19 protein-coding genes and 1 pseudogene are annotated in these 20,003 nt (G+C 62.2%); 10 read left to right on the top strand and 10 right to left on the bottom strand.

Annotated features, from left to right (window positions below):
• Positions 1–61: 61 nt before the first annotated feature.
• Positions 62–1,009, bottom strand: coding sequence for a methyltransferase (locus tag PSTU_RS0115930; protein ID WP_019342017.1), 948 nt, complete (start codon positions 1,007–1,009; stop codon positions 62–64).
• Positions 1,010–1,033: 24 nt separating this feature from the next.
• Positions 1,034–2,482 (bottom strand): iron-containing redox enzyme family protein, encoded by a 1,449-nt coding sequence (locus PSTU_RS0115925; protein ID WP_019342016.1) that lies wholly within the window; start codon positions 2,480–2,482, stop codon positions 1,034–1,036.
• 189 nt (positions 2,483–2,671) lie between these two features.
• Here PSTU_RS0115925 and PSTU_RS0115920 point away from each other — a divergent pair, with 189 nt between their 5' ends.
• Positions 2,672–2,890 (top strand): hypothetical protein, encoded by a 219-nt coding sequence (locus PSTU_RS0115920; RefSeq protein ID WP_019342015.1) that lies wholly within the window; start codon positions 2,672–2,674, stop codon positions 2,888–2,890.
• A 167-nt stretch (positions 2,891–3,057) separates the two neighbouring features.
• Positions 3,058–3,393 (top strand): PilZ domain-containing protein, encoded by a 336-nt coding sequence (locus PSTU_RS0115915; RefSeq protein ID WP_019342014.1) that lies wholly within the window; start codon positions 3,058–3,060, stop codon positions 3,391–3,393.
• A gap of 155 nt (positions 3,394–3,548) precedes the next feature.
• Here the strand turns inward: PSTU_RS0115915 and PSTU_RS22105 are convergent.
• Positions 3,549–3,653: pseudogene (locus PSTU_RS22105) on the bottom strand (DUF1615 family protein); the annotation flags it as partial.
• 338 nt (positions 3,654–3,991) lie between these two features.
• Between PSTU_RS22105 and PSTU_RS0115910 the strand changes: the two are divergent.
• Positions 3,992–4,687 carry a dienelactone hydrolase family protein gene (locus PSTU_RS0115910; protein ID WP_019342013.1) on the top strand — a complete coding sequence of 232 codons (696 nt, stop codon included), beginning with the start codon at positions 3,992–3,994 and terminating at the stop codon, positions 4,685–4,687.
• A 378-nt stretch (positions 4,688–5,065) separates the two neighbouring features.
• On the opposite strand, the gene flhA is transcribed toward PSTU_RS0115910, so the two are convergent.
• The 7 genes from flhA to PSTU_RS0115875 all read right to left on the bottom strand — a co-directional run bounded on the left by flhA (position 5,066) and on the right by PSTU_RS0115875 (position 12,432).
• Complete coding sequence (gene flhA, locus PSTU_RS0115905) at positions 5,066–7,162, bottom strand: flagellar biosynthesis protein FlhA (RefSeq protein ID WP_019342012.1); 2,097 nt, start codon at positions 7,160–7,162, stop codon at positions 5,066–5,068.
• Entirely contained in the window at positions 7,159–8,295 is a 1,137-nt protein-coding gene (gene flhB, locus PSTU_RS0115900) for a flagellar biosynthesis protein FlhB (RefSeq protein ID WP_019342011.1), read from the bottom strand. Before flhB ends, flhA begins: the two co-directional genes overlap by 4 nt.
• Entirely contained in the window at positions 8,288–9,067 is a 780-nt protein-coding gene (fliR, locus tag PSTU_RS0115895) for a flagellar biosynthetic protein FliR (protein ID WP_019342010.1), read from the bottom strand. The genes flhB and fliR overlap by 8 nt, the downstream gene beginning before the upstream one ends.
• Positions 9,068–9,087: 20 nt before the next feature.
• Entirely contained in the window at positions 9,088–9,360 is a 273-nt protein-coding gene (locus tag PSTU_RS0115890; RefSeq protein WP_019342009.1) for a flagellar biosynthetic protein FliQ, read from the bottom strand.
• Between the two features lie 1,112 nt (positions 9,361–10,472).
• Positions 10,473–11,228, bottom strand: a complete 756-nt coding sequence (gene fliP, locus PSTU_RS0115885; protein WP_019342008.1) for a flagellar type III secretion system pore protein FliP — start codon at positions 11,226–11,228, stop codon at positions 10,473–10,475.
• Positions 11,225–11,596, bottom strand: a complete 372-nt coding sequence (gene fliN, locus PSTU_RS0115880) for a flagellar motor switch protein FliN (RefSeq protein ID WP_019342007.1) — start codon at positions 11,594–11,596, stop codon at positions 11,225–11,227. Before fliN ends, fliP begins: the two co-directional genes overlap by 4 nt.
• Positions 11,593–12,432, bottom strand: coding sequence for a FliM/FliN family flagellar motor C-terminal domain-containing protein (locus PSTU_RS0115875; protein ID WP_019342006.1), 840 nt, complete (start codon positions 12,430–12,432; stop codon positions 11,593–11,595). Before PSTU_RS0115875 ends, fliN begins: the two co-directional genes overlap by 4 nt.
• A 435-nt stretch (positions 12,433–12,867) precedes the next feature.
• On the opposite strand from PSTU_RS0115875, the gene PSTU_RS0115865 reads away from it, so the two are divergent.
• Genes PSTU_RS0115865 through PSTU_RS0115835 form a run of 7 tightly spaced genes read left to right on the top strand, consistent with a single transcriptional unit; the run spans position 12,868 to position 19,799 of the window.
• Positions 12,868–14,253, top strand: coding sequence for a sigma-54 dependent transcriptional regulator (locus tag PSTU_RS0115865; RefSeq protein ID WP_036993341.1), 1,386 nt, complete (start codon positions 12,868–12,870; stop codon positions 14,251–14,253).
• A gap of 26 nt (positions 14,254–14,279) precedes the next feature.
• Positions 14,280–14,600 carry a flagellar hook-basal body complex protein FliE gene (locus PSTU_RS0115860; RefSeq protein ID WP_019342003.1) on the top strand — a complete coding sequence of 107 codons (321 nt, stop codon included), beginning with the start codon at positions 14,280–14,282 and terminating at the stop codon, positions 14,598–14,600.
• 20 nt (positions 14,601–14,620) lie between these two features.
• Entirely contained in the window at positions 14,621–16,300 is a 1,680-nt protein-coding gene (gene fliF, locus PSTU_RS0115855) for a flagellar basal-body MS-ring/collar protein FliF (RefSeq protein WP_019342002.1), read from the top strand.
• Positions 16,272–17,339 (top strand): FliG C-terminal domain-containing protein, encoded by a 1,068-nt coding sequence (locus PSTU_RS0115850; protein ID WP_019342001.1) that lies wholly within the window; start codon positions 16,272–16,274, stop codon positions 17,337–17,339. Before fliF ends, PSTU_RS0115850 begins: the two co-directional genes overlap by 29 nt.
• A 6-nt stretch (positions 17,340–17,345) precedes the next feature.
• Complete coding sequence (fliH, locus tag PSTU_RS0115845) at positions 17,346–18,044, top strand: flagellar assembly protein FliH (protein WP_019342000.1); 699 nt, start codon at positions 17,346–17,348, stop codon at positions 18,042–18,044.
• A gap of 1 nt (position 18,045) precedes the next feature.
• Positions 18,046–19,377 (top strand): flagellar protein export ATPase FliI, encoded by a 1,332-nt coding sequence (gene fliI / locus PSTU_RS0115840; protein ID WP_019341999.1) that lies wholly within the window; start codon positions 18,046–18,048, stop codon positions 19,375–19,377.
• Positions 19,374–19,799, top strand: a complete 426-nt coding sequence (locus PSTU_RS0115835; RefSeq protein WP_019341998.1) for a flagellar FliJ family protein — start codon at positions 19,374–19,376, stop codon at positions 19,797–19,799. Before fliI ends, PSTU_RS0115835 begins: the two co-directional genes overlap by 4 nt.
• Positions 19,800–20,003: the final 204 nt, after the last annotated feature.

Raw genomic sequence — 20,003 nt, 5'->3', positions numbered from 1 at the left:
GTAGCGTGGAAAACCGCAAAGCGTTTTCCACGCCGTGTCTGGTATCGCGCCGCACGGCGCTTCAATTTGCCAGCCGGGTCACTTCCAACACCGCTGCTGCGATGCGATCACATTCGGTATACGCGCCCTCCAGCAGCTCTTCGCCGAACACATCCGGGTCGACTTCGCGGTAGGTCCATTGCAGGCCGCGGCCCTCCAGACGCTGGTTGACCTCGCGGAGGAAAGGGTCCTGATTGCCGACCATCGCTACCCCGGTGTAGAGCAGCAGTGTGCCGCCTGGAGCGAGGCGTTCCAGCGCGCTTTCGAGGATTGCCAGTGACAACCCGGCACCCAGCGGACCGCCGCCGTGGCGATAGGCGCGCTCGCCCGGATCGACCAGATAGGGTGGGTTGGCCAGGATCAAATCGAATTCGCCCTCGACACCGTTGAGCAGATCGCTGTGCCGGGCCACCAGGTTGTCAGCGCCCGCCAAGGCTGCGTTGATACGCGTCAGGCGCAGCGCTGACGGGTTGATATCCACGGCCAGTACCTCAGCCTGTGGCCGCGCCAGCGCGGTGAGGATGGCGCCAGCGCCGGAGCCGCAGCCAACATCCACGACGCGGCCGATATGGCCTGGATGATTGTTCAGGTGCGCTTGGATGGCATGGGCGAAACGGTAGGTGTCCGGGCCGAAGAACACCGCATCCGGTGCATCGGTGGGGTAGGCCGAGTGCACGAACAGCTGTCCGTCGAGTGACGACAGCCGCACCCGGCTACGCCAGCGGGTATCGCAAGGTGCCAGCACTCCGGCTTGATCCATCAGGCTGAAAATTGCTGGCGGCAGCAGCTCATGCTGGAAGGGTCGGCTCCAGCCGAACACGCCCTCTAGATCCTTCGCCATTTGGTTTTCCACCCGCGCATTGACCCGTTCATGGGTCAGGGGCGTTGGGGTGATGAAGTGATAACCGCGCTCGCGCAGTGCCTGAGCCAGGTGCAGCAGTGCACGGTCCTGGGCATTTTCCGTGGTCATGTCAGGTTCCCTGGCGAATTCGCCTCAGTTGAACAGTCCGGTAAAGATCCGGGTGGCCAGAAGCCCCGCCGCGCTGTGATGACGGGTCGGCGCCAGCAGCGGCAGAAGATGGTGCATGCGCGCCTCGCGTGTTGGTAGCTGCGCCAGTTGTTGTTCGAGCAGCTGGGCTTCCTGATCGAAATCACTGATGGCCTGTTCCGGGTTGTGCACCAGAGCGGGTCTGGAGCGCTCGCTTGCCGCTCGCCGACGACCGCTGAACTGGCCCTGGCGCTGCGCCAACGCGGGATGCGGCTTGCCGCGGATTGGGGCCTGTTCGGCCAGCCAATCGCCAGCGATCCAATCGTGAATCAATTGCTGCTCGTGAGCGCTGAATACGCCGAACATCGGTGCCTGTTCGCCGGTGATCAGCTGCCAGAACCGACTGTTTTGCGGATCTTCGTGACGCTTGATCCAGCTGCGGCGCTGCAGTGTCTCGATGAATTGTGGAATCAGCGCCGGCTCGGCCAGCCACTGGTTAACGGTGCGGCCGTCGAAGCGGCAGTAGTCCGAATGCACGAACTGGCCGACGCCGGCCTTGCGTTCCAGCACGCGCAGGACTTCCTGTTCGGGATCGAAGCCGGCGATCACCGACAGCGTGCTGGCACCCAGCTCATTGAGGCGATAGCCGTTCATGACCCGGCGATAGAACGCTTTGCTGTCGCCCACCTGGGGCCAAGCCGCGAGCAAGCCCTGAATGGCCTTTTTCGCGTGACCGTTGTCGGCGTTATCGACCGTCACATGCAAGGTGAAATAGTACGGATCGATGCCCAGTTCGGTGAGCTCGTAGGCGCTGATCAAGAGGTGCAGCGGAAGCTGTTCATAGCCGAGATTGAAACCGATCACCTCGGGCAGGAACTGCTCGGCGTGCTCGGCCAGTGCCAGCTGGATGGCCCCCTGGACGAAATTTTCGTCGTCCAGATTCTGCCAGTCGTCGCAGCCCTGGCTGGCGAGCAGCTTGCGATAGAGCACCACGTGGTTTTTTTCCGGTTGGCCTTCGCCCAGCTCTTCCAGATAGGTCTGGATCAGGGCGGTAAAGCGCGCGTCGTCCCAGCGCTGTAGCAACCCGTAGAGCCAGGCGCCGTCGACCAGCTTGGTCGGTGCCACGCCGCGCAGAAAGTGCAGTGCGTGGGCCTTGCTGGCGAAGTAGCGGCGTGGCCCGCCGGCGCGGCGTTCGTCTAGGTAGGCCTGATATTGCCCGCCGACCTTTGCAGTGTGCGCCTCCAGCCAATCGCCGAGCCCGGACGGATCTGACGGCAGGTCGCAGGGCAGCGCTGATGCAGCGTTCAGCTGTGCATTGAGGTAGTCAGCGGCGCGATTGCGCACGGCTATGTCATCGGGAGCGTCGAGCAGGGCGAAGTAAAGCGCCCTGGAAGGCGCTGCTGCCTCACAGGTCACAAGCGTGGTGTCGACGGGCAGGCTTCGAGTCAGTTGCATAGATTCACACGGCGGCAGTGGGGAATCCCCCAGATGATTTTTTGGCCGCTGGTGCCCCGTATAAGTTCAGCGCGCCTGCCGAATGGCCAGTCATCTCGGCAGATGGGCATGCAACTTCTGCGATCGCGCGTCTTCCTAACCTGTAGAGATGCCGAGCGGTGTCCGAATGAGCAACCAGCCGGAGGTCCCATGAACCAATCCGAACGCGGCAAGGAAAACCTGGAAACGATCAACGATCGAAACCATGAGCGCATTGACCAGGCGACTAGAACCACCAATGGCGAAGCTGCCGGCGGCGATCGTGACGATGTGCCGGGCGGCGCTTACAACGTCCCGCCTGGCATGGCCGACGATGTCAGCGAGGACGAGGCGTTGAAGCGCGGCAAGCAGGATCGCCCCGAGCGCTAATCGTTTCGGAGCGGGGCATCGCCCCACTCCGCTGAAAAATATTCGGATTGCCCCTTAAGTTCCGTTGTGTTTCGGTCGCTTGCAGCCTGTAGTACGCCGCCGCCGTCATACCGGGAGCACGCTTCCGACCGATGCGCAGCGGAACAAAGGACTGCCAGAGTCTCGTCATGCGCCAACACAGCCGCCTCACCTTTCGCCATCTCAGTCGTATCCAGGTCACCAATCGCCTCAGTGGCGACCCTATGGGGTACGTGGCGGACCTGTCGATGGGCGGGCTACGCCTCGTCGCCAAGCAGCCATTGGGCGTGAACGGCTGCTATGAAATGTGCCTGCACGTGCCGACAGTAGGCGAGCGGGCTCGCGAAGTGCAGGTCGTGGTGCTCTGCCAGTGGGTGCGTAAGGATTCCCGCCGCGACAGTTTCGAAATGGGCTTCGCCCTGGATCGACCGAGCGAGGATTACACCCGACTGATCGGCGAGCTGATGCCCAAACGGCGCAGCTAGCGATTCACCCCCGTTGGCGGCAGCGTGATTGTCAGCGGCGAGCCGGGCGCCAGACACACCGCGAAAAACCACAGCGCCTCACCGCTTTCTGCGGTGAGGTTCAGCGCGACGCCGATCAGCGCCCGATCTGGCCGGGCTTGCTGCTGCCATGCATGAATCAGATCGCCATTGAGGATCAGCCTGGTTCCACTGGCACGGTTGACCGCAGCCTGAACTGCGGCGTTGCGGCTGGCATACCAGCCGGAGCTTAAGTCTGCGAAGTGCTACAGCGGCGCGCGTGTCGCACACCAATTCGAGAGGTCGCCCATGAGCAGGCCAGGACGAAGCGGGCTGCCGCTGCGGTGCCGGTGAGAAAGATCGCCGGTAGGTTGCAAAGACCGCAACCGCGCTGATGATTGCGGGCTGGGCGCCGAAGAACAGCAGCACCGTGGCCATCATGTTGGCTTGGTGCTGAAGTGTCCGGCGAGTGTGGCGTTTCCGAGCCATGAAGGCTGAGTCAATGCGAACTCGGCGTCTCTGTCCCTGTCGCACCTGTTCGACCGGCGCTCTTCGGTGCGCCTGAACCGGTCCGGCAAACCGCAACCCGACGGAGACAGGCATGACTTCACAGTGGATCGACATTCCCGCGCAAGACGGCAAGACCTTCAAGGGCTACCTGGCGCTGCCGCCGGCCGGCCACGGCCCTGGCATCGTGCTGATTCAGGAAATCTTCGGTGTGAACGAGCATATCCAGTCGGTCGCCGATCAGTACGCGTCCGATGGCTATGTCGTGCTGGCTCCCGACCTGTTCTGGCGCAGCGAGCCGGGCGTCCAGCTTGGCTATGACGGCGACGACTGGGAGCGTGCCTTTGCGCTGATGAAGGCGCTGGATTTCGACCTCGCCATCGATGATCTACGCCGCAGCGCCGAGCTGCTACGTGAGCGCGACGACTGCAATGGGCGCGTAGCCTCGGTGGGCTACTGCATGGGCGGTGTGCTGTCTTATCTGCTGGCGGCCAACTCGGGCGTCGATGCTGCGATCTGCTACTACCCCGGCAGCATCGAGAAGCGTCTGGACCAGGCGGAGAAGATCAAATGTCCGACGCTGTTTCACTTCGCCGAAGAAGATGACCACATTGATTCCGACGCGGTAGCCGCCGTGCAGGAAAAGATGGCCCAGGTCGGTCAGGCCCAGATCGAGACTTACCCGGGCGTTGACCACGGCTTCAACTGCTGGGCGCGGCCAGCCTACAACCAGAACGCCGCGGCACTGGCCCATGGCCGCAGCCTGGTGTTCCTGGCAGAAAACCTCTAGCCGATGACAGCGTCTGTAGAAGCACGCTCGGCGTGCGACCGGGCGCGATGAGAAGCCCGCAGACCGCTTCGCGACCAAGGTCGCTCCCACAGAAGTCGGTGCGGGCCCGCAGCGATAGGCGCCAACCCGCTGGCCAATCGGTGCGACAGGAATCCTGTAGGAGTACGCGCTGCGTGCGACCGGGCGCGATGAGAAGCCCGCAGACCTCTTCGCGACCAAGGTCGCTCTCACAGGAGTCGGTGCGGGCCCGCAGCGGTAGGCGCCAATCCGCTGGCCAATCGGTGCGGCAGGAATTCTGTAGGAGCACGCGCTGCGTGCGACCTGGAGAACGATAAGGTCCTGCGAACCCTCCCCGACCAATGTCCCCCAGATCAGCGTTTAACCCAGCGTCCCGAGGATGTTCACCCCGACCCGATCCGGAATCTCGTTCTGTGACAGCACGTGCAAGCCGGGGCTGAACACTCGGGCGTAGCGTGCCAGTAACGGGCGCAGCTGTGGCATCACGGTGAGGATCGGCGGGTGGCCGTCCTTGCGCAGCTTTTCCTTCACCACCGGCATGCTGTTCTGCAGCTGGTTGAGCAGACTCGGCTCCACCGGAATGTTGTCCAGGCTTACCTGGCCGGCTTGCTGGGCAATGGCCAGTGCATTGAGCAGCGTATTTTCCAGCGCATTTTCCAGCACGAAGACCGCCAGTTCGCGACGATCAGCGGCAATCATCGAAACGATGCTGCGGCGTAGGGCATAACGTACATCAGCCGCCAGCAGCACCGGGTCCTTGGTGGTTTCGCTGCATTCGAGCAGGGTGCTGGCGATGGTTTCGATGTCGCGCAGCGGCACTTCTTCCAACAGCAGCTGACGGTACACGCGCATCTGTTGGGTGTAGCTCAGGGCGTTCTTCAGGCTTTCGGCCAGCTTTGGCGCCTGCAGGGTGAGGCGCTGCATCAGGTGCTCGACGTCATCGTGCTTGAACAGGTCTGGTAGGTGCTCGCGCACCACCTTGTTCAGGTGCGTGGCGACCACGCTGGCGCAGTCGATGACCTGATAGCCGAGGTTCAGCGCCCGCGACTTGTCCGACGGCTGAATCCACACCACCTGCATGCGGTACGCGGGGTCAGTGCCGAGAATGCCGTCAATCTCGCCGTACAGCTCCGGCGACGGAATGGCCATCAGGCGGTCGGCGTGCAGTTCGGCGCCGTCGATCTTCTCGCCATTGATGTAGATGTCGTATTGCGAAGCCTTGAGCCGCAGGCTGTCGCGGATCTGTACTTCGGGCAGCAGGAAGCCCAGATGCTCGGACAGCGTCTGGCGAACGCCTCGCACCCGCGCCGGCAGTGGCGCGCCTGAGGCTTCGTTGACCAGCCCGACGAGCTTGTAGCCCAGCGAAATCGACAAACGCTCCACCAGCGGGATGTCTTCCCAGGCCAGTGTCTGCGCCTTTTCCTTGTCCATCGCCTGGCCGATGGCCTGGATGTCCTTCAGATCAGCACCGGCCGCCGGCGGCTCGTGCAGCGACACACGCCAGCCGATGAAACCGATCAGCGCGGCAAAGCCGATGAACGCCAGGTGCGGCATGCCCGGCACCAGACCGAGCACGAAGAGGATGCCGGCCACGGTGTACAGCGAGGCCGGGTTGGCCAGCAGCTGGCGCTGGACCTGGCTGGTGATGTCGCTGGATTCGTTGATCCGGGTGACGATGATTGCTGCCGCGGTGGACAGCAGCAGCGCTGGAATCTGCGCCACCAGGCCGTCACCGATGGTCAGCAGGGCGTACTGCTTGAAGGCTTCGCCGGCGCCCAGGCCATGGACGAACACGCCGATGGCGAAGCCGCCGAAGAGGTTGATCAGCAGGATCAGGATGCCGGCGATGGCATCGCCGCGAACGAACTTCGAGGCACCGTCCATGGCGCCGTAGAAATCGGCTTCCTTGGCCACTTCCTGGCGGCGCGCCTTGGCTTCTTCCTGGGTCACGAGGCCGGCGTTGAGGTCGGCGTCGATCGCCATCTGCTTGCCTGGCAGGGCGTCCAGGGTGAAGCGCGCAGTCACTTCCGAGATCCGCTCGCCGCCCTTGGTGATGACGATGAAGTTGATGATCATCAGGATGATGAACACCACCAGGCCGACGATGAAGTTGCCGCCGATGACCACCTCACCGAAGGCTTCAATGACCTTACCCGCCGCGCCCGTGCCGGTATGACCCTCAAGCAGCACCACCCGCGTGGACGCGACGTTGAGCGTCAGGCGCATCAGCGTGGTGATTAGGATCACCGTTGGAAACAGCGAGAAATCCAGCGGACTTTTCGATGACACGCTGACCAGCAGCACCAGAATCGACATGGCGATGTTGAAGGTGAACAGCACGTCCAGCAGCTGCGGTGGCAGCGGCAGGATGATCATCGCCAGAATCGACAGGATGATCAGCGGGATCCCAATCCGACCGCTGCTAAAGGTCGGGGTCAGTTTCTGAATCAGGCTCATGATCGTGCTCGGTTGAACAGTTCTTCGGGAATATGAATGTCGCTGGCCAGCCTGGGCTTGGCCCTGCGACCCTGTTTCCAGGCCTTGAGCTGGAGGATGTAAGTCAGTACGTGCGCGACCGCGGTATAGAGCGGCGCCGGAATCTGCTGGTTGACCTGAGTGCTGAAGTAGATCGCGCGCGCCAGCGGCGGCAGCTCGACCACTTCCAGATTGTTGGCCTGGGCCAGCTTGCGGATGTACAGCGCCGTTTCATCGACACCGCGTGCGATGACGAAAGGGGTTTCGGCCTTCTTCGGGTCGTACTTGAGCGCCACGGCGTAGTGCGTCGGGTTGACGATCACCACGTCGGCATCCTTGATCACCCGGCTGATCTGCCGCTGAGCCAGCTGGCGCTGCAGCTGCTTGATCCGCGCCTTCACTTCCGGGCGGCCTTCCTGGTTCTTGTGTTCTTCCTTGCGCTCCTGCTTGGTCATGCGCATTTTTTTCAGGAAGAAGAAGCGCTGCAGCGGGATATCGATCAGCGAGAACAGCAGAAACACCAGCAGCAGCGCGATGGCTAGATCGAAGGTCAGCGAAAAGGCGCTGCCGATGGCGTTGCTGATGTCGCTGCGTTGCAGGGCGATCAGCTTGGGCGCGGCGTAATAGAGCTGGCCGACGGCGACGCCGAGCAGGGTGGCGATCTTCAGCAATGACTTGAGTAGCTCGGTCCAGTTCTGCGCGCCAAGCATCCGCCCCAGGCCGGTAATCGGGTTGAGCTTGCTGAACTTGGGTGCGAAGTTCTTCGAAGCGAACACCCAGCCGCCCGGCACCAGGGCGAAGGCGATCACCAGGATGGGCGTCACCAGCAACGGCAGCAGCACACTGATGAACACCAGCAGGTTGTGGGTGAGGATCAGCTGCAGGTCGTCGAGCGTCATCTCGCTGTGATGGAAGTTGATGTACGAGTAGGTGAACGCCTGCTGCAGGCCATCGAAAAAGAAACCGAAGCTGAACTTCAACACCAGCAGCGTCGCCAGCAACGAGACGGTGGTGGCGACGTCCTTGGAGCGGGTGACCTGGCCATCGTCGCGACTCTTCTTGAGTTTCTGCTCGGAGGCCTCTTCTGTTTTGTCCTGGGTGCTGTTCTCAGACATTACGGCCGCTCCGCAGAATCTCGCCGATATTGCCCAGCAGTTCGCGGGTCAGGTGCAGGTAGGCTTCCGAGAGGTTGGGCAGGGTCAGGTAGATCAGCGTCAGCCCGGCGATGATCGCCATGGGGAAACCCAGGGAGAACAGGTTCATCGCTGGCGAGATGCGGTTGAGCAAGCCGAAGCAGAACTGCACCAGCGTCATGCAGAAGACGATGGGCAGGGCGATCAGCAGGGCCGCGGAAATCACCCAGCTCAGCGACAGCGCGATGGTCTGCAGGCCGTCGAAGTGAATGCCGCTGCCGATGGGCCAGAAGATGAAGCTCTGGTAGATGATGGTGACGATCACCAGATGGCCGTCCGTGGCGAAGAACAGCAGCGCCAGCAGGATGAAGTACAGCTGGTAGACGATCGAGGCCGAGGACACGCCGTTCATGGGGTCGTTGAACACCGCCATCGACAGGCCGAGCTGGGTGGAGACGATGTCACCGATCAGGGTGAACACCGTGAACACCAGCATCAGCGCCACGCCCAGCAGCAGGCCCATGGCGATCTGCTCCAGCGCGGTGAGGATGCCCTTCATCGACAGCGGGTCGATGGGCGCGGTCGCCGGCAAGGCGGCGGTGAGCACGACCGTCAGCGCCAATGCCAGCAACACACGCACGCGGATGCTCAGCGATTTGTGGCTGAACATCGGCGCCAGGCTGAACACGGCCATGATTCGGCAGAACGGCCACCAGTATCCCAGCAGCGACTGCAGGTACTGACCGGCCTGCATGATGGGTTCGTTGCCCACGGCTAACCGACCAGCCGCCCGGCTTGGGTGAAGGTTTCGATGAACAGGTCGCTGAAGGTGCGCAGGATCCAGTGCCCGGCGAACACCAGCATGCCGAGGGTGATCAGCAGGCGCGGGAGGAAGCTCAGCATCTGTTCGTTGATCTGGGTGGCCGCCTGGAAAATGCTGATCAGCAGGCCACCGAGCAGGCTCGGCACCACCAGCACGCAGACCACCAGCACGATGACGTGGATGGCGTTGGAGACGATGTTGACGGCGGTGTCGGGGGTTAGCATGGGAGCGTTTTCGCTTTTTGTGGGAGCGGTCTTGACCGCGAAGCTGTTGGGCTCTGGATCCGGGCGATTACAGCCATTGGCCGGGTTGGCTGAGGCAGTGGTTTCGCCCTGCTGGGCGAGTCACTTTTTCTTGTGTGGCCAAGAAAAAGTAACCAAAAAGAAGGCCACCCCTGCATCCGGGTTTTGCTTCGCAAAACTCCCCTCCCTCCGGTGCTGCTCCGGGGGTCGTCGCGAAGGGACATCCATGTCCCATCACTCCTCGCTCGGCATCCATGCCTCGGGTCCCCCTGCGCAGCACCTACGCTCGGCCTCCTGAAGGGGACTCGAGTCCGAGTCGTCTGAAAGGCCGTAAACAGCGAAACAAAAGCGCTTCGCTTGTTTGCTGGCGAGCAAGCTGCCAGACACCGCCCAGAACGTAGGATGGGCGGAGCCCATCGCCCATGGTTGATGGGTTGCACCCATCCTACGAGCTGCTGCGCTCGGCCTTGTGAAAGGGACAACTCGGCGGTATTTGATGGGCCGTGCAGCGAAGCGGTTGTGCGAGTTTCGGGCGATCGTAGGATGGGTAACGCGAAGCTTACCCACCGAGTTTCTTGCACAAGGTTCGAGATCAATCGCCGCGCCGATTGCGGTGGAAAATGCTTCGCAGTTTTCCACCCTACGAATCGCGCACAGCTACTGGTCAATTCACCTTGGTTCGAAACGGCTCTCTGCTTTTCCATCGCACGACCTACCAGACGACGCCGAACGCCCCTTTCAGAAGGCCGAATGGAATCCGCGCGGAGGGGAGCGAGCGGCATGGATGCCGCGAGAGGCGTAAAGGGCCATGGATGGCCCTTGTACGCCGGCCACCGGAGCGTGGATGGAATGAGGGAAGTCGAGTGCAGCGAGACCCGGATGTAGGGGCAAGACCTTTTGGTTCCTTTTGGGGCAACTGCCAAAAGGGACTCGCCCAGCAGGGCGAAACCAATGCGTCGGCCGACTTCGCCAATAGGCCCTGGGCTAGGGAGCCCAAGCCCAGCAGCTTCGCGGCCAAGGCCGCTCCCACAACCGTGCACCGCCTCCCCGCTCTCCAAGCCCCGCCGCATGGCAAACGCATTCATCCCCATCACCTAAAACGGTTGAATACTGGTGGTCAGGGTTCCCATCAACAACGCCCATCCATCCACCAACACAAACACCATCAGCTTGAACGGCAGCGAAATCATCATTGGCGAGAGCATCATCATGCCCATCGCCATCAGCACGCTGGCGACCACCAGGTCTATCACCAGAAACGGCACGAAGATCATGAAGCCCAGCTGAAACGCCGTCTTCAGCTCGCTCAGCACGAACGCCGGCAGCAGCAGGGAGAAGTCCAGGTCGTCGAGGTTCTCGGGCACTTCTTCGCCGGCCAGCGACACCATGGTCTCCAGCGAGGTTTTGTTGGTCTGCGCCAGCATGAAACCAGAAAGGCTGGCTTTGGAAACGTCCAGCGCCTGCTCAAGGCTGATCTCGTCGTTCTGAAACGGCTCGAACGCGGCGCTATGAATCTCCTGCCACACCGGGCGCATCACCAGCAGCGTGACGATCAGCGCAATGCCAATCAGCACCTGGTTCGGCGGGCTCTGTTGCAGGCCGATGGCCTGACGGAGGATGGCCAGGACGATGATGAAGCGGGTGAAGCAGGTCATCATCATCAGCATCGCCGGCAGGAAGCCCAGCAGCGTCATGATGATCAGGATCTGCAGCTTGATGCTGAATTCCTGGCCGTTCTCGGTATCGTTCAGGTTGAACAGAGTGATTTCGCCGCCGGCAGCCTGGGCCGCCAGCGGGAACAGGCTGATCAGCAACAGGCACAGCAGCAACAGCCCGCGGTGCAGCTTCATTGCGTCAGCGCATCCAGACCAACGCCGGACAGTTCGACGATGCGCAGGCCGTAGCTGCCATTCATCACCACCACTTCGGCCTTGGCGAACAGGGTGCCATTGACCTTTACGTCCAGCGGCTCGCCGGCCACTTTGTCGAGCACGATGACGCTGCTGGTGTCGCATTCCATCAGCTCTTTCAGCGAAATCTCGGCCGACGCCACTTCCAGCGTGACGTTGACCGGAATCTTGCCGAAGAAGCTCAGGTCCTGACGCGGCGCCTGGGGCTGTGGGGCCGGTGCAGCGGTTGGCTCGTCGGTGCCGTCGAGGCTCAGGTCGCCCTCGTTGATGAGGTTCTCGAATTCGTTGTCGGACAGTTGACCGGTCATTGGGATTTCACGCTTTCAAGTGAAGTGAGGAACAAGGCGCCGTCTTCTTCGAAGACAGTCCCCCGGAATAGCTTCTGCTGGTTGATGCGCACCTCGTAGCGGTCCAGCGGGCGCACCATGAGAATGTCGTTGAGCTGCAGACCAAGGACCTGCGACAGCGGCATCTGCACCGAGGCGACCACACATTCCAGGCGCACCGGCAGATGCTGGATGTGATCGACCGGGTTACCACTCAGCCGAGCCGGCAGCGGGCCGGCCAGGCGACTGGTCAGTTCATCGACCAGATCGGTGTCCAGATGAATGAAGATCGATGAACGGCTATTGGTCAGATGGCTGATGTATTCAAACTCGGCCACGTATTCCCAGCTGGTCTCTTCATAATCATTTTCGTACCGCTCGAGTTCGCCGAACGTGTCGCCGGACAATATCGAGCGCGCAAAGATATACGTCAGATCCAGCCCTAGCCGATTGCGCATCCGCTGTTCGGAGGTGCTGATTGGGGGTGTTTCCTGGCTGGGCACAATAGTGCCGCCGTAATAACACTCGAGTGCTTCGGTCAGCAGGGCGCGATCAATGGAAAAACCCACTTTTCCCATTGGCGAGCGATAAATGCAGTCGGGCGTTTGTCCCGTAGGTTCCTGTACCTCGACTTTGCTCAGTTCCAGGCTGATCCGATAGTTACGCAGAAAATAATCACCAATCAAACGCGGATTCTTATTGGTGGTTTCTTTTATGAACTGCGGAATCTTGTGGTGGTGCCGGCCAAGCTTCTGCGGTTTCAAAACAGTCAGGCTTTGGGCGGGCACGCCATGATGGACTTTGGAATTGCCAGACATGTGTGAACGGTATGTCCTGGTTCTTGCGCGGTCGGTCAAAGCCTGCAGCGCGGTATAAGCAGAAGGTTGTTTGGCCAGGGCGGTTTTGCATGACCCGAGATCGCAGGCACGGCTCTAGCGTGCCGCCAGTCTAGGCTTGGGCGCGGGGAAGGATTAAATCAATAGGTATCAAATGATCTTTTTTGAGATCACATGATAGGCGCTGATTTAATTTTAGCGGAACTGATTGGGCGGTTACGGGCGGGCTTGCTAACGTGCGCGCAATTGTTTCGGGGCGAACAGCTGTCGATACTCTTCTCGTTCGGCGAGTTGGACAGACAGGGCGACAGAAGTTCCGAAAGACTTAAATAATTTTTTTCATCAGCGAAATCCGGCGTTGTGTTCGAGCGGCGTATCAGCGCCAAGGTGGTCCCATTGAAAAGTGTCAGTCATGCAATGAACTACTCATGCGAAGAGCTATTTGCTCCGGCGCCGGTGCGCAAGAAAATTCTTATTGTCGGCAATTCCGCTGAGGCGGGTTGTGAGTTTCTCACTGCAGGTTTGCGGAAAGAGCGCTGTGCGGTCTTCTCGTATTCCAGCCTGAATGACCTGGATAATGCCGCGCTGAAAGATGCAGCGTTGGTGTTCTTCTTTATAGGCGGAATTGAAGAGCACGCGTTGTACGCGCAAGTTGATTCGCTAATGCGGCGTGGCCGCCATATCAGTGTTATTCCGGTTGTGCAGTATGCCGATCAGCAGAAAGCCGCCGCGTTACTTGAACTTGGGTGCGTCGATTACTTGCTGTCTCCGTTCAGTGAGAGCCAGCTCAGCGCACTGTTGCGCCGCCAGGAATGTGCCGATGCGGCTCAGGAAAGTTTCGTGTCCTGCTCTCAGGCTGGCCGCCGGTTGTTGGCGATGGCCCAGCGTGTATCACTGACCCGTGCGCCGATTTTGATCACCGGCGAGACCGGCACCGGCAAGGAGCTGATGGCGCGCTACATTCACCGCTTTTCGGCCAGCGCGGACGCACCCTTTATTGCCGTTAACTGCGCAGCCATCCCGGAACAGATGCTCGAATCGATCCTGTTCGGGCATGAGAAAGGCGCGTTCACCGGGGCCGTGGCCGCTCAGCCGGGCAAGTTCGAACTGGCCAATGGCGGCACGCTGCTGCTCGATGAAATCGGCGAACTGCCGCTGGGTCTGCAGGCCAAGCTGCTACGCGTATTGCAGGAGCAGCGCGTCGAGCGTCTCGGTGGACGAAAGGAGATCGAGCTCAACGTGCGCATCATCGCGGCGACCAACCGCGACCTGCAGCGTGAAGTGGCAGAAGGGCGCTTCCGTTCCGATCTGATGTTCCGTCTCGACGTGTTACCGCTGCACATCAGCCCACTGCGCGAGCGCAAGGATGACGTGCTGCCGCTGGCGCGCCGCTTTGTCGCCAAGTACGCACCGCAGGAGGCGGGTGAAGAGCTGTTTACCGCCGAGGCCTGCCGCGCGCTGTTGCAGCACGACTGGCCGGGCAACGCCCGCGAGCTGGAAAACACCGTGCAGCGTGCGCTGGTGCTGCGCAACGGCTTGTTCATTCAGCCCCAGGACCTGGGCCTCGCAGCGCCGGCACAGGTCGACGTCCGGATGGATAAACCGCAGGCACTGTTCGCGGAAACCGGCAAGGCCGCACTTCGCGCCAGCGGCAAGTGGGCCGAGTACCAACACGTGATCGACACCATTCGCAAGTTCGACGGGCACAAGACCAAGGCCGCCGCCAGCCTCGGCATGACCTCGCGCGCCTTGCGCTATCGCCTCAATGCCATGCGTGAGCAGGGCATCGAGCTGAATTTCTGATTTCGGACACCTAGGGAGAACCCGCGATGAGTTCAATCATGCAGGTACAGCAGGATCTGCTGGGCCGGATGCAACAGCTTCAGGAGGCCGCCGGAAGCCCGGCGATCAAACCTGCGGCCGAGGCGGCGCCCGATGCGGGTGGTCTGTTCATGTCGGCGATGCGTTCGGTCGATGTCCAACAGCATCAGGCCAGCGCGGCCGCCGCTGCCGTCGACAGTGGCAAGAGCGACGACCTGGTCGGCGCGATGATCGACAGCCAGAAGGCCAGCGTGTCCTTTTCCGCGTTGCTGCAGGTGCGCAACAAACTGACCACGGCGTTTGACGACGTCATGAGAATGCCGCTTTGACCGGGCGTGAGAGCTAAGACGTGCTTGAGAAACTGAAAAGCAGGCTGCCTGCCGGTGGCCTTCAGCTCGACCCGAAGGTCACGCTCGCGGGCATGGCGGTGATCGCTGCCGCGCTGGCAGTCGCGGTGGCCTTCTACCTGTGGCGCGACAACGGCTCGTTCCGCCCGCTGCACGGTGCCGGCGAAGCCTTTCCGGTCGCCGAGGTCATGCAGGTGCTGGACGCTGAAGTCGTGCAATACCGCATTCACCCGCAAAGCGGGCAGATCCTGGTGCGCGAGGATCAACTGTCCCGCGCGCGCATGCTGCTCGCCGCCAAGGGCGTGAAGGTCGCGCTGCCGGCCGGCTATGAGCTGTTCGACAAGGAAGAGCCACTGGGCACCAGCCAGTTCGTGCAGGACGTACGCCTCAAACGCAGCCTGGAAGGCGAGCTGGCGCGTACGGTGATGTCGCTCAAGGGCGTGCAACATGCCCGCGTGCACCTGGCACAGGAAGAGAACAGCTCCTTCGTGGTCAGCAAGCGTGCCCCGACCAAGGCGTCGGTGATGCTGCAGCTGGAGCCCGGCTACAAGCTGGGTGCCGATCAGGTCGGCGCCATCGTCAATCTGGTGGCCGGCAGCGTGCCCAACCTCAAGCCTGAAGACGTCGGCGTGGTCGATCAGTACGGCGCACTGCTGTCGCGCGGCCTCAACGTTGGCGGTGGACCGGCGCAGAACTGGGGCGCGGTCGAGGACTACCAGCAGAAAGCCGTGGCCAATATCGAAGAAGTTCTGGCGCCGGTGCTGGGCAGCGGTAACTACCGCATCAGCGTCGCCGCCGATATCGATTTCAGCCAGAAGGAAGAGACCCTTCAGTCGTTCGGGGAGACGCCGCGCCTGCGCCGCGAGGTGCTGAGCAACGAGAGCGCGCTGGATCAGCTGGCGTTGGGTATTCCCGGCTCGCTGGCCAACCGTCCCGTGGCGCCGCCAAAAGAAGGTGAAGCGCCCGCAGCGGCCAAGGGTGAGACCAAAGGGGCCACTTCGCTGCGCGAGGAGTCGACGCGGCAGATGGACTATGACCAGAGCGTGATTCACGTGAAACACGCCGGCTTCACCTTGCGTCAGCAAAGTGTTGCGGTGGTGCTGAACGCAGGCGCCGCTCCCGAGGGCGGTTGGAACGACGAAGCGCGTGCCGAGCTCGAGGCCATGGTGCGCAGTGCCGTAGGCTTCAAGCAGGCGCGCGGTGATCTGTTGACCTTGAGCGTGCTGCCGTTCGCGGCCGTGGAAACGCCCTCCGAGCAAGTGCCCTGGTGGGAAAACAGCCAGGTGCATGCCTTGGCCAAACTCGGCCTTGCCGGTCTGATCGCCCTGCTGCTGTTGCTGATCGTGGTTCGGCCTGCGGTGCGCAGCCTGACCCAGCGCAGCGCACCGGTTGAAACCGATCCGGCTGCGTTGGAAGGGGCCCTGGCGCCCATGCCGGGCGTGCTGCCCATCGAGGCCGAGACGCGTGCAGCGCTGGCCAGCCCGCGTGCGAGCGGCGATGGCATCCACATATTCGGCGAGTTGAACCCGCTGTCCGAAATTCGCCTGCCAGCGCCCGGATCGGGGCTGGAGCTGCAGATCGAGCACCTGCAAATGCTCGCCAAGAACGACCCGGAACGCGTTTCGGAAGTCATCAAGCATTGGATAGGCCGCAATGAAAGAGAACTCAACCCAGCCAGCTGAGCCGGCGTCCGGCTCGAGCAAGGAAATCAAGGCGCGTCCGGTACAGCTGCGCTCGGTGAGCTCCCTGGACCAGGCGGCCATCCTCATGCTGAGCATGGGCGATGACATTTCGGCCGGCATCCTGCGCAACTTTTCCCGTGAGGAAATCATCAGCATCAGCCAGGCGATGGCGCGTCTGTCCAACGTCAAGCAGCCGATGGTGTCCGATGTGATCAGCCGCTTCTTCGATGACTACAAGGAGCAGAGCAGCATTAAGGGTGCGTCCCGTACGTACCTGTCGGGCATGCTCGGCAAGGCGCTGGGCGGCGACATCACCCGTTCGCTGCTCGACTCCATCTATGGCGAGGAGATCCGCGCCAAGATGGCGAAGATGGAGTGGCTCGATCCAAAGCAGTTCGCTGCCCTGATCACCAAGGAACACGCGCAGATGCAGGCGGTGTTCCTCGCCTTCCTGCCGCCGGGCATGGCCACCGACGTGCTCGAATGCATGCCGGCCGAGCGTCAGGACGAATTGCTCTACCGCATCGCCAACCTCAACGAGGTCAACAGCGACGTCATCGCCGAGCTGGAACAGTTGATCGATCGCAGCCTGCAGGTGCTCTCTAGCCAGGGTTCGCAGGTGCGCGGCGTGAAACAGGCGGCGGACATCATGAACCGCTTCAAGGGCAACCGTGACCAGATGTTCGAACTGTTGCGCGCCCACAACGAAGAGCTGGTCGGCAAGATCGAGGATGAAATGTATGACTTCTTCATCCTCTCGCGGCAGAACCAGGATGTGTTGCAGACGCTGCTGGAAGTGATTCCGCTGGAAGAGTGGGTGGTAGCCCTCAAGGGCGCCGAGCCGGAGCTGGTGCGTGCCATTCAGGGCGCGATGCCCAAGCGCCAGGCGCAGCAGATGGAGTCGATCAATCGTCGTCAGGGCCCGGTGCCCTTGTCGCGTGTCGAGCAGGTGCGCAAGGACATCATGGCGGTGGTCCGCGAGATGTCCGCGGACGGCGATCTGCAGGTTCAGCTGTTCCGCGAACAGACGGTCGAGTAAGCGCCGATGAGCATCAAGATCATCAAGGGTGAAGGCCGGTCCTGGCGTCCGTTTCGTTTTCCGCCACGGGTCCGAACCGCGGCAGAGCTGGCGGACAGCGTGGCCGGCGACCCCGCAGCGTTGCAGCGTGCCGTTGCCGATGGCTTCCAGGAAGGCATCGACAAAGGTTACGAACAGGGTCTGGAGCAGGGCCGCGAGGCGGGTCATCGCGAGGGATTCGAGCGCGGCGTTGAAGACGGCAAGGCCGTTGGCCGAGAAGAAGGCCGCGTCCAGGGCCGTCGTGCGTTCGAGGAAGCGGCCCGGCCGATGGATGAGCTGGTCGAGCGCTTCGAGCGCTTCCGTCAGGAATTCGAGCAGGCGCGGCGTGAACAACTGCTGGAGCTGGTGCAGAAGGTCTCCAAGCAGGTTATCCGCTGCGAGCTCACCCTGCATCCGACGCAACTGCTCTCGTTGGCTGAAGAAGCGTTGGCCGCCATGCCGGGTGACCAGGAGGACGTACGCATCCTGCTCAATCCCGAGGAATGCACCCGGATCAAGGAACTGGCGCCCGAGCGTGCCGGGGCCTGGCGTCTGGTGCCGGACGACAAGCTGGCGCTCGGCGAGTGCCGCGTGATCACCGCCGAGTCGGAAGCCGATATTGGCTGCCAGCAGCGTCTGGATTCATGCATGGATACGCTGGGCGAACACATCAGGGCGGAAGCCTGAGATGTCCCTGCGCGAGAGCTTCCGGCTCGACGAAGCGCTGCGCTCGCTGGATACCGTGCAGCTGGCGAAAGTCAGCGGCCGGCTGGTGCGCGTCTCCGGCATGTTGCTGGAAAGCCTCGGCTGCCAGCGCATGACTGGCCAGCGCTGCTTCGTCGAACAGGGCGATGGCAGCATGCTCGAAGCGCAGGTGGTGGGCTTTAACCGCGATATCACCTATTTGATGCCGTTCAAGAAGCCGGTGGGGCTCACCTCCGGTTCGCGCGTGTTTCCGGCACCGGATGACGCCAAGTTGCACATCGACGAATCTTGGCTCGGGCGCGTGGTCAACGGCCTCGGCGAGCCGCTGGATGAAATGGGCAAGCTCAGCGGACGTGATCCGCTGCCCACCGAGCTGCCCTCCGTCAACCCGCTCAAGCGCAAGCCGGTCAGCGAACCGCTGGATGTCGGTGTGCGGGCGATCAACGCCATGCTCACCCTCGGCAAGGGCCAGCGCGTCGGCCTGTTTGCCGGCTCCGGTGTCGGCAAGAGCGTATTGCTGGGCATGATCACCCGGCAGACCAAGGCCGATGTGGTGGTGGTCGGGCTGATCGGCGAGCGTGGGCGCGAAGTGCAGGAATTCCTGCTGCATTCGCTGGGCGAAGAGGGCTTGAAGAAGGCCGTAGTGGTGGTGGCGCCGGCCAATGAATCGCCATTGATGCGCCTCAAGGCCACCGAGCTGTGCCACAGCATCGCCGCTTATTTCCGCGACCAGGGCAACGACGTGTTGTTGCTGGTCGATTCGCTGACCCGCTATGCCATGGCCCAGCGCGAAATCGCCCTGGCGCTTGGCGAGCCACCGGCGACCAAGGGCTACCCGCCGTCGGTGTTCGGCATGCTGCCGGAACTGGTCGAAAGCGCCGGCAACGGCGCCAACGACAACGGCAGCCTCAGTGCGCTGTACACGGTGCTGGCCGAGGGCGATGACCAGCAGGACCCGATCGTGGATTGCGCACGGGCGATTCTTGACGGGCACATCGTGCTGTCACGCCGCTTGGCCGATGCCGGGCACTACCCGGCCATCGACGTCTGCGCCTCGGTCAGCCGTTGCATGAGCCAGGTCGGCCAGCCGCCGCATCTGGGGGCGGCGCGCCAACTGAAGGAGTTCTACAGCACCTACGAGAAGATCAAGGAGCTGATCCCGCTGGGCGGCTACAGCCCAGGCGCGGACCTCAAAACGGATCGTGCGGTGAAGCTGGCCCCCACCATCGAGCGCTTTCTGCGCCAGGAAGTGGGCGAGGCCGCGGAGCTGGAAACCAGCCTTGCCATCCTGCAGAGCATCATCAAACAACCATGAAACAGCAGATCGAAACGCTTACGCGCCTGGCCAGTCTGCGCGGCAACCGAGTCAAGCAGATGCTCGGGCAGGTTCAATATCAGCAGAACCTTTGCCAGCGCTATCGCAACAACATCACCGGCCTCAGCCGCCTGTGCGGCTTCAGCGTGCCGATGAGTACGCCGCTGCAGCGCGACAACCAGCAGCGCTACAAGGCGACGCTGTACAAGATGGTCGAACTGCAGCGCCGCGAACTGGCGGTGGCCGAGCAGGCGCTGGTGCGCATTCAGCAGGAGTTGCTGCAGGCCATGCGCAGCGAGAAGGTGGTCGAATACGTGATCGAGGCCAAGATGCAGCAATGGCAGCAACTGCTGACGGCGCAGGAACAGAAGCTCCAGGACAGCCTGGCCGCGCAGAGCTGGTGGCGAAATCAGACGGCGTGAGGGGTTGTGTCGGGTGTTCGCTGGGCTCCGCCCCCTCACCCCAGCCCTCTCCCCAGAGGGGCGAGGGGGCCTGTCCGGCGTGACGGCCGGGTGAGAACCGGCTGCCGAGGCCCGGCGAAGGTCCGGCAAAGGCAACGCTAACCTCGGAGTGGTCATGCAAATACCCCAAACCCGCACGGCCAGCCCCCTCGCCCCGCTTGCGGG

The sequence above is a fragment of the Stutzerimonas stutzeri SDM-LAC genome (genome assembly GCF_000235745.1).
GTDB lineage: Bacteria > Pseudomonadota > Gammaproteobacteria > Pseudomonadales > Pseudomonadaceae > Stutzerimonas > Stutzerimonas stutzeri_H.
This window is presented reverse-complemented; position numbering and strand designations above follow the sequence as displayed.

Coding starts and splice junctions, on each gene's coding strand:
- PSTU_RS0115925 (WP_019342016.1), bottom strand. CDS start 2,482: ATGCAACTGACTCGAAGCCTGCCCGTCGACACCACGCTTGTGACCTGT.
- PSTU_RS0115850 (WP_019342001.1), top strand. CDS start 16,272: ATGAAAGAGAACTCAACCCAGCCAGCTGAGCCGGCGTCCGGCTCGAGC.
- flhA (WP_019342012.1), bottom strand. CDS start 7,162: ATGAGCCTGATTCAGAAACTGACCCCGACCTTTAGCAGCGGTCGGATT.
- PSTU_RS0115915 (WP_019342014.1), top strand. CDS start 3,058: ATGCGCCAACACAGCCGCCTCACCTTTCGCCATCTCAGTCGTATCCAG.
- PSTU_RS0115860 (WP_019342003.1), top strand. CDS start 14,280: ATGAGTTCAATCATGCAGGTACAGCAGGATCTGCTGGGCCGGATGCAA.
- fliR (WP_019342010.1), bottom strand. CDS start 9,067: ATGCAGGCCGGTCAGTACCTGCAGTCGCTGCTGGGATACTGGTGGCCG.
- PSTU_RS0115865 (WP_036993341.1), top strand. CDS start 12,868: ATGAACTACTCATGCGAAGAGCTATTTGCTCCGGCGCCGGTGCGCAAG.
- fliI (WP_019341999.1), top strand. CDS start 18,046: ATGTCCCTGCGCGAGAGCTTCCGGCTCGACGAAGCGCTGCGCTCGCTG.
- fliH (WP_019342000.1), top strand. CDS start 17,346: ATGAGCATCAAGATCATCAAGGGTGAAGGCCGGTCCTGGCGTCCGTTT.
- flhB (WP_019342011.1), bottom strand. CDS start 8,295: ATGTCTGAGAACAGCACCCAGGACAAAACAGAAGAGGCCTCCGAGCAG.
- PSTU_RS0115890 (WP_019342009.1), bottom strand. CDS start 9,360: ATGCTAACCCCCGACACCGCCGTCAACATCGTCTCCAACGCCATCCAC.
- PSTU_RS0115875 (WP_019342006.1), bottom strand. CDS start 12,432: ATGTCTGGCAATTCCAAAGTCCATCATGGCGTGCCCGCCCAAAGCCTG.
- PSTU_RS0115930 (WP_019342017.1), bottom strand. CDS start 1,009: ATGACCACGGAAAATGCCCAGGACCGTGCACTGCTGCACCTGGCTCAG.
- fliP (WP_019342008.1), bottom strand. CDS start 11,228: ATGAAGCTGCACCGCGGGCTGTTGCTGCTGTGCCTGTTGCTGATCAGC.
- fliN (WP_019342007.1), bottom strand. CDS start 11,596: ATGACCGGTCAACTGTCCGACAACGAATTCGAGAACCTCATCAACGAG.
- PSTU_RS0115920 (WP_019342015.1), top strand. CDS start 2,672: ATGAACCAATCCGAACGCGGCAAGGAAAACCTGGAAACGATCAACGAT.
- PSTU_RS0115835 (WP_019341998.1), top strand. CDS start 19,374: ATGAAACAGCAGATCGAAACGCTTACGCGCCTGGCCAGTCTGCGCGGC.
- PSTU_RS0115910 (WP_019342013.1), top strand. CDS start 3,992: ATGACTTCACAGTGGATCGACATTCCCGCGCAAGACGGCAAGACCTTC.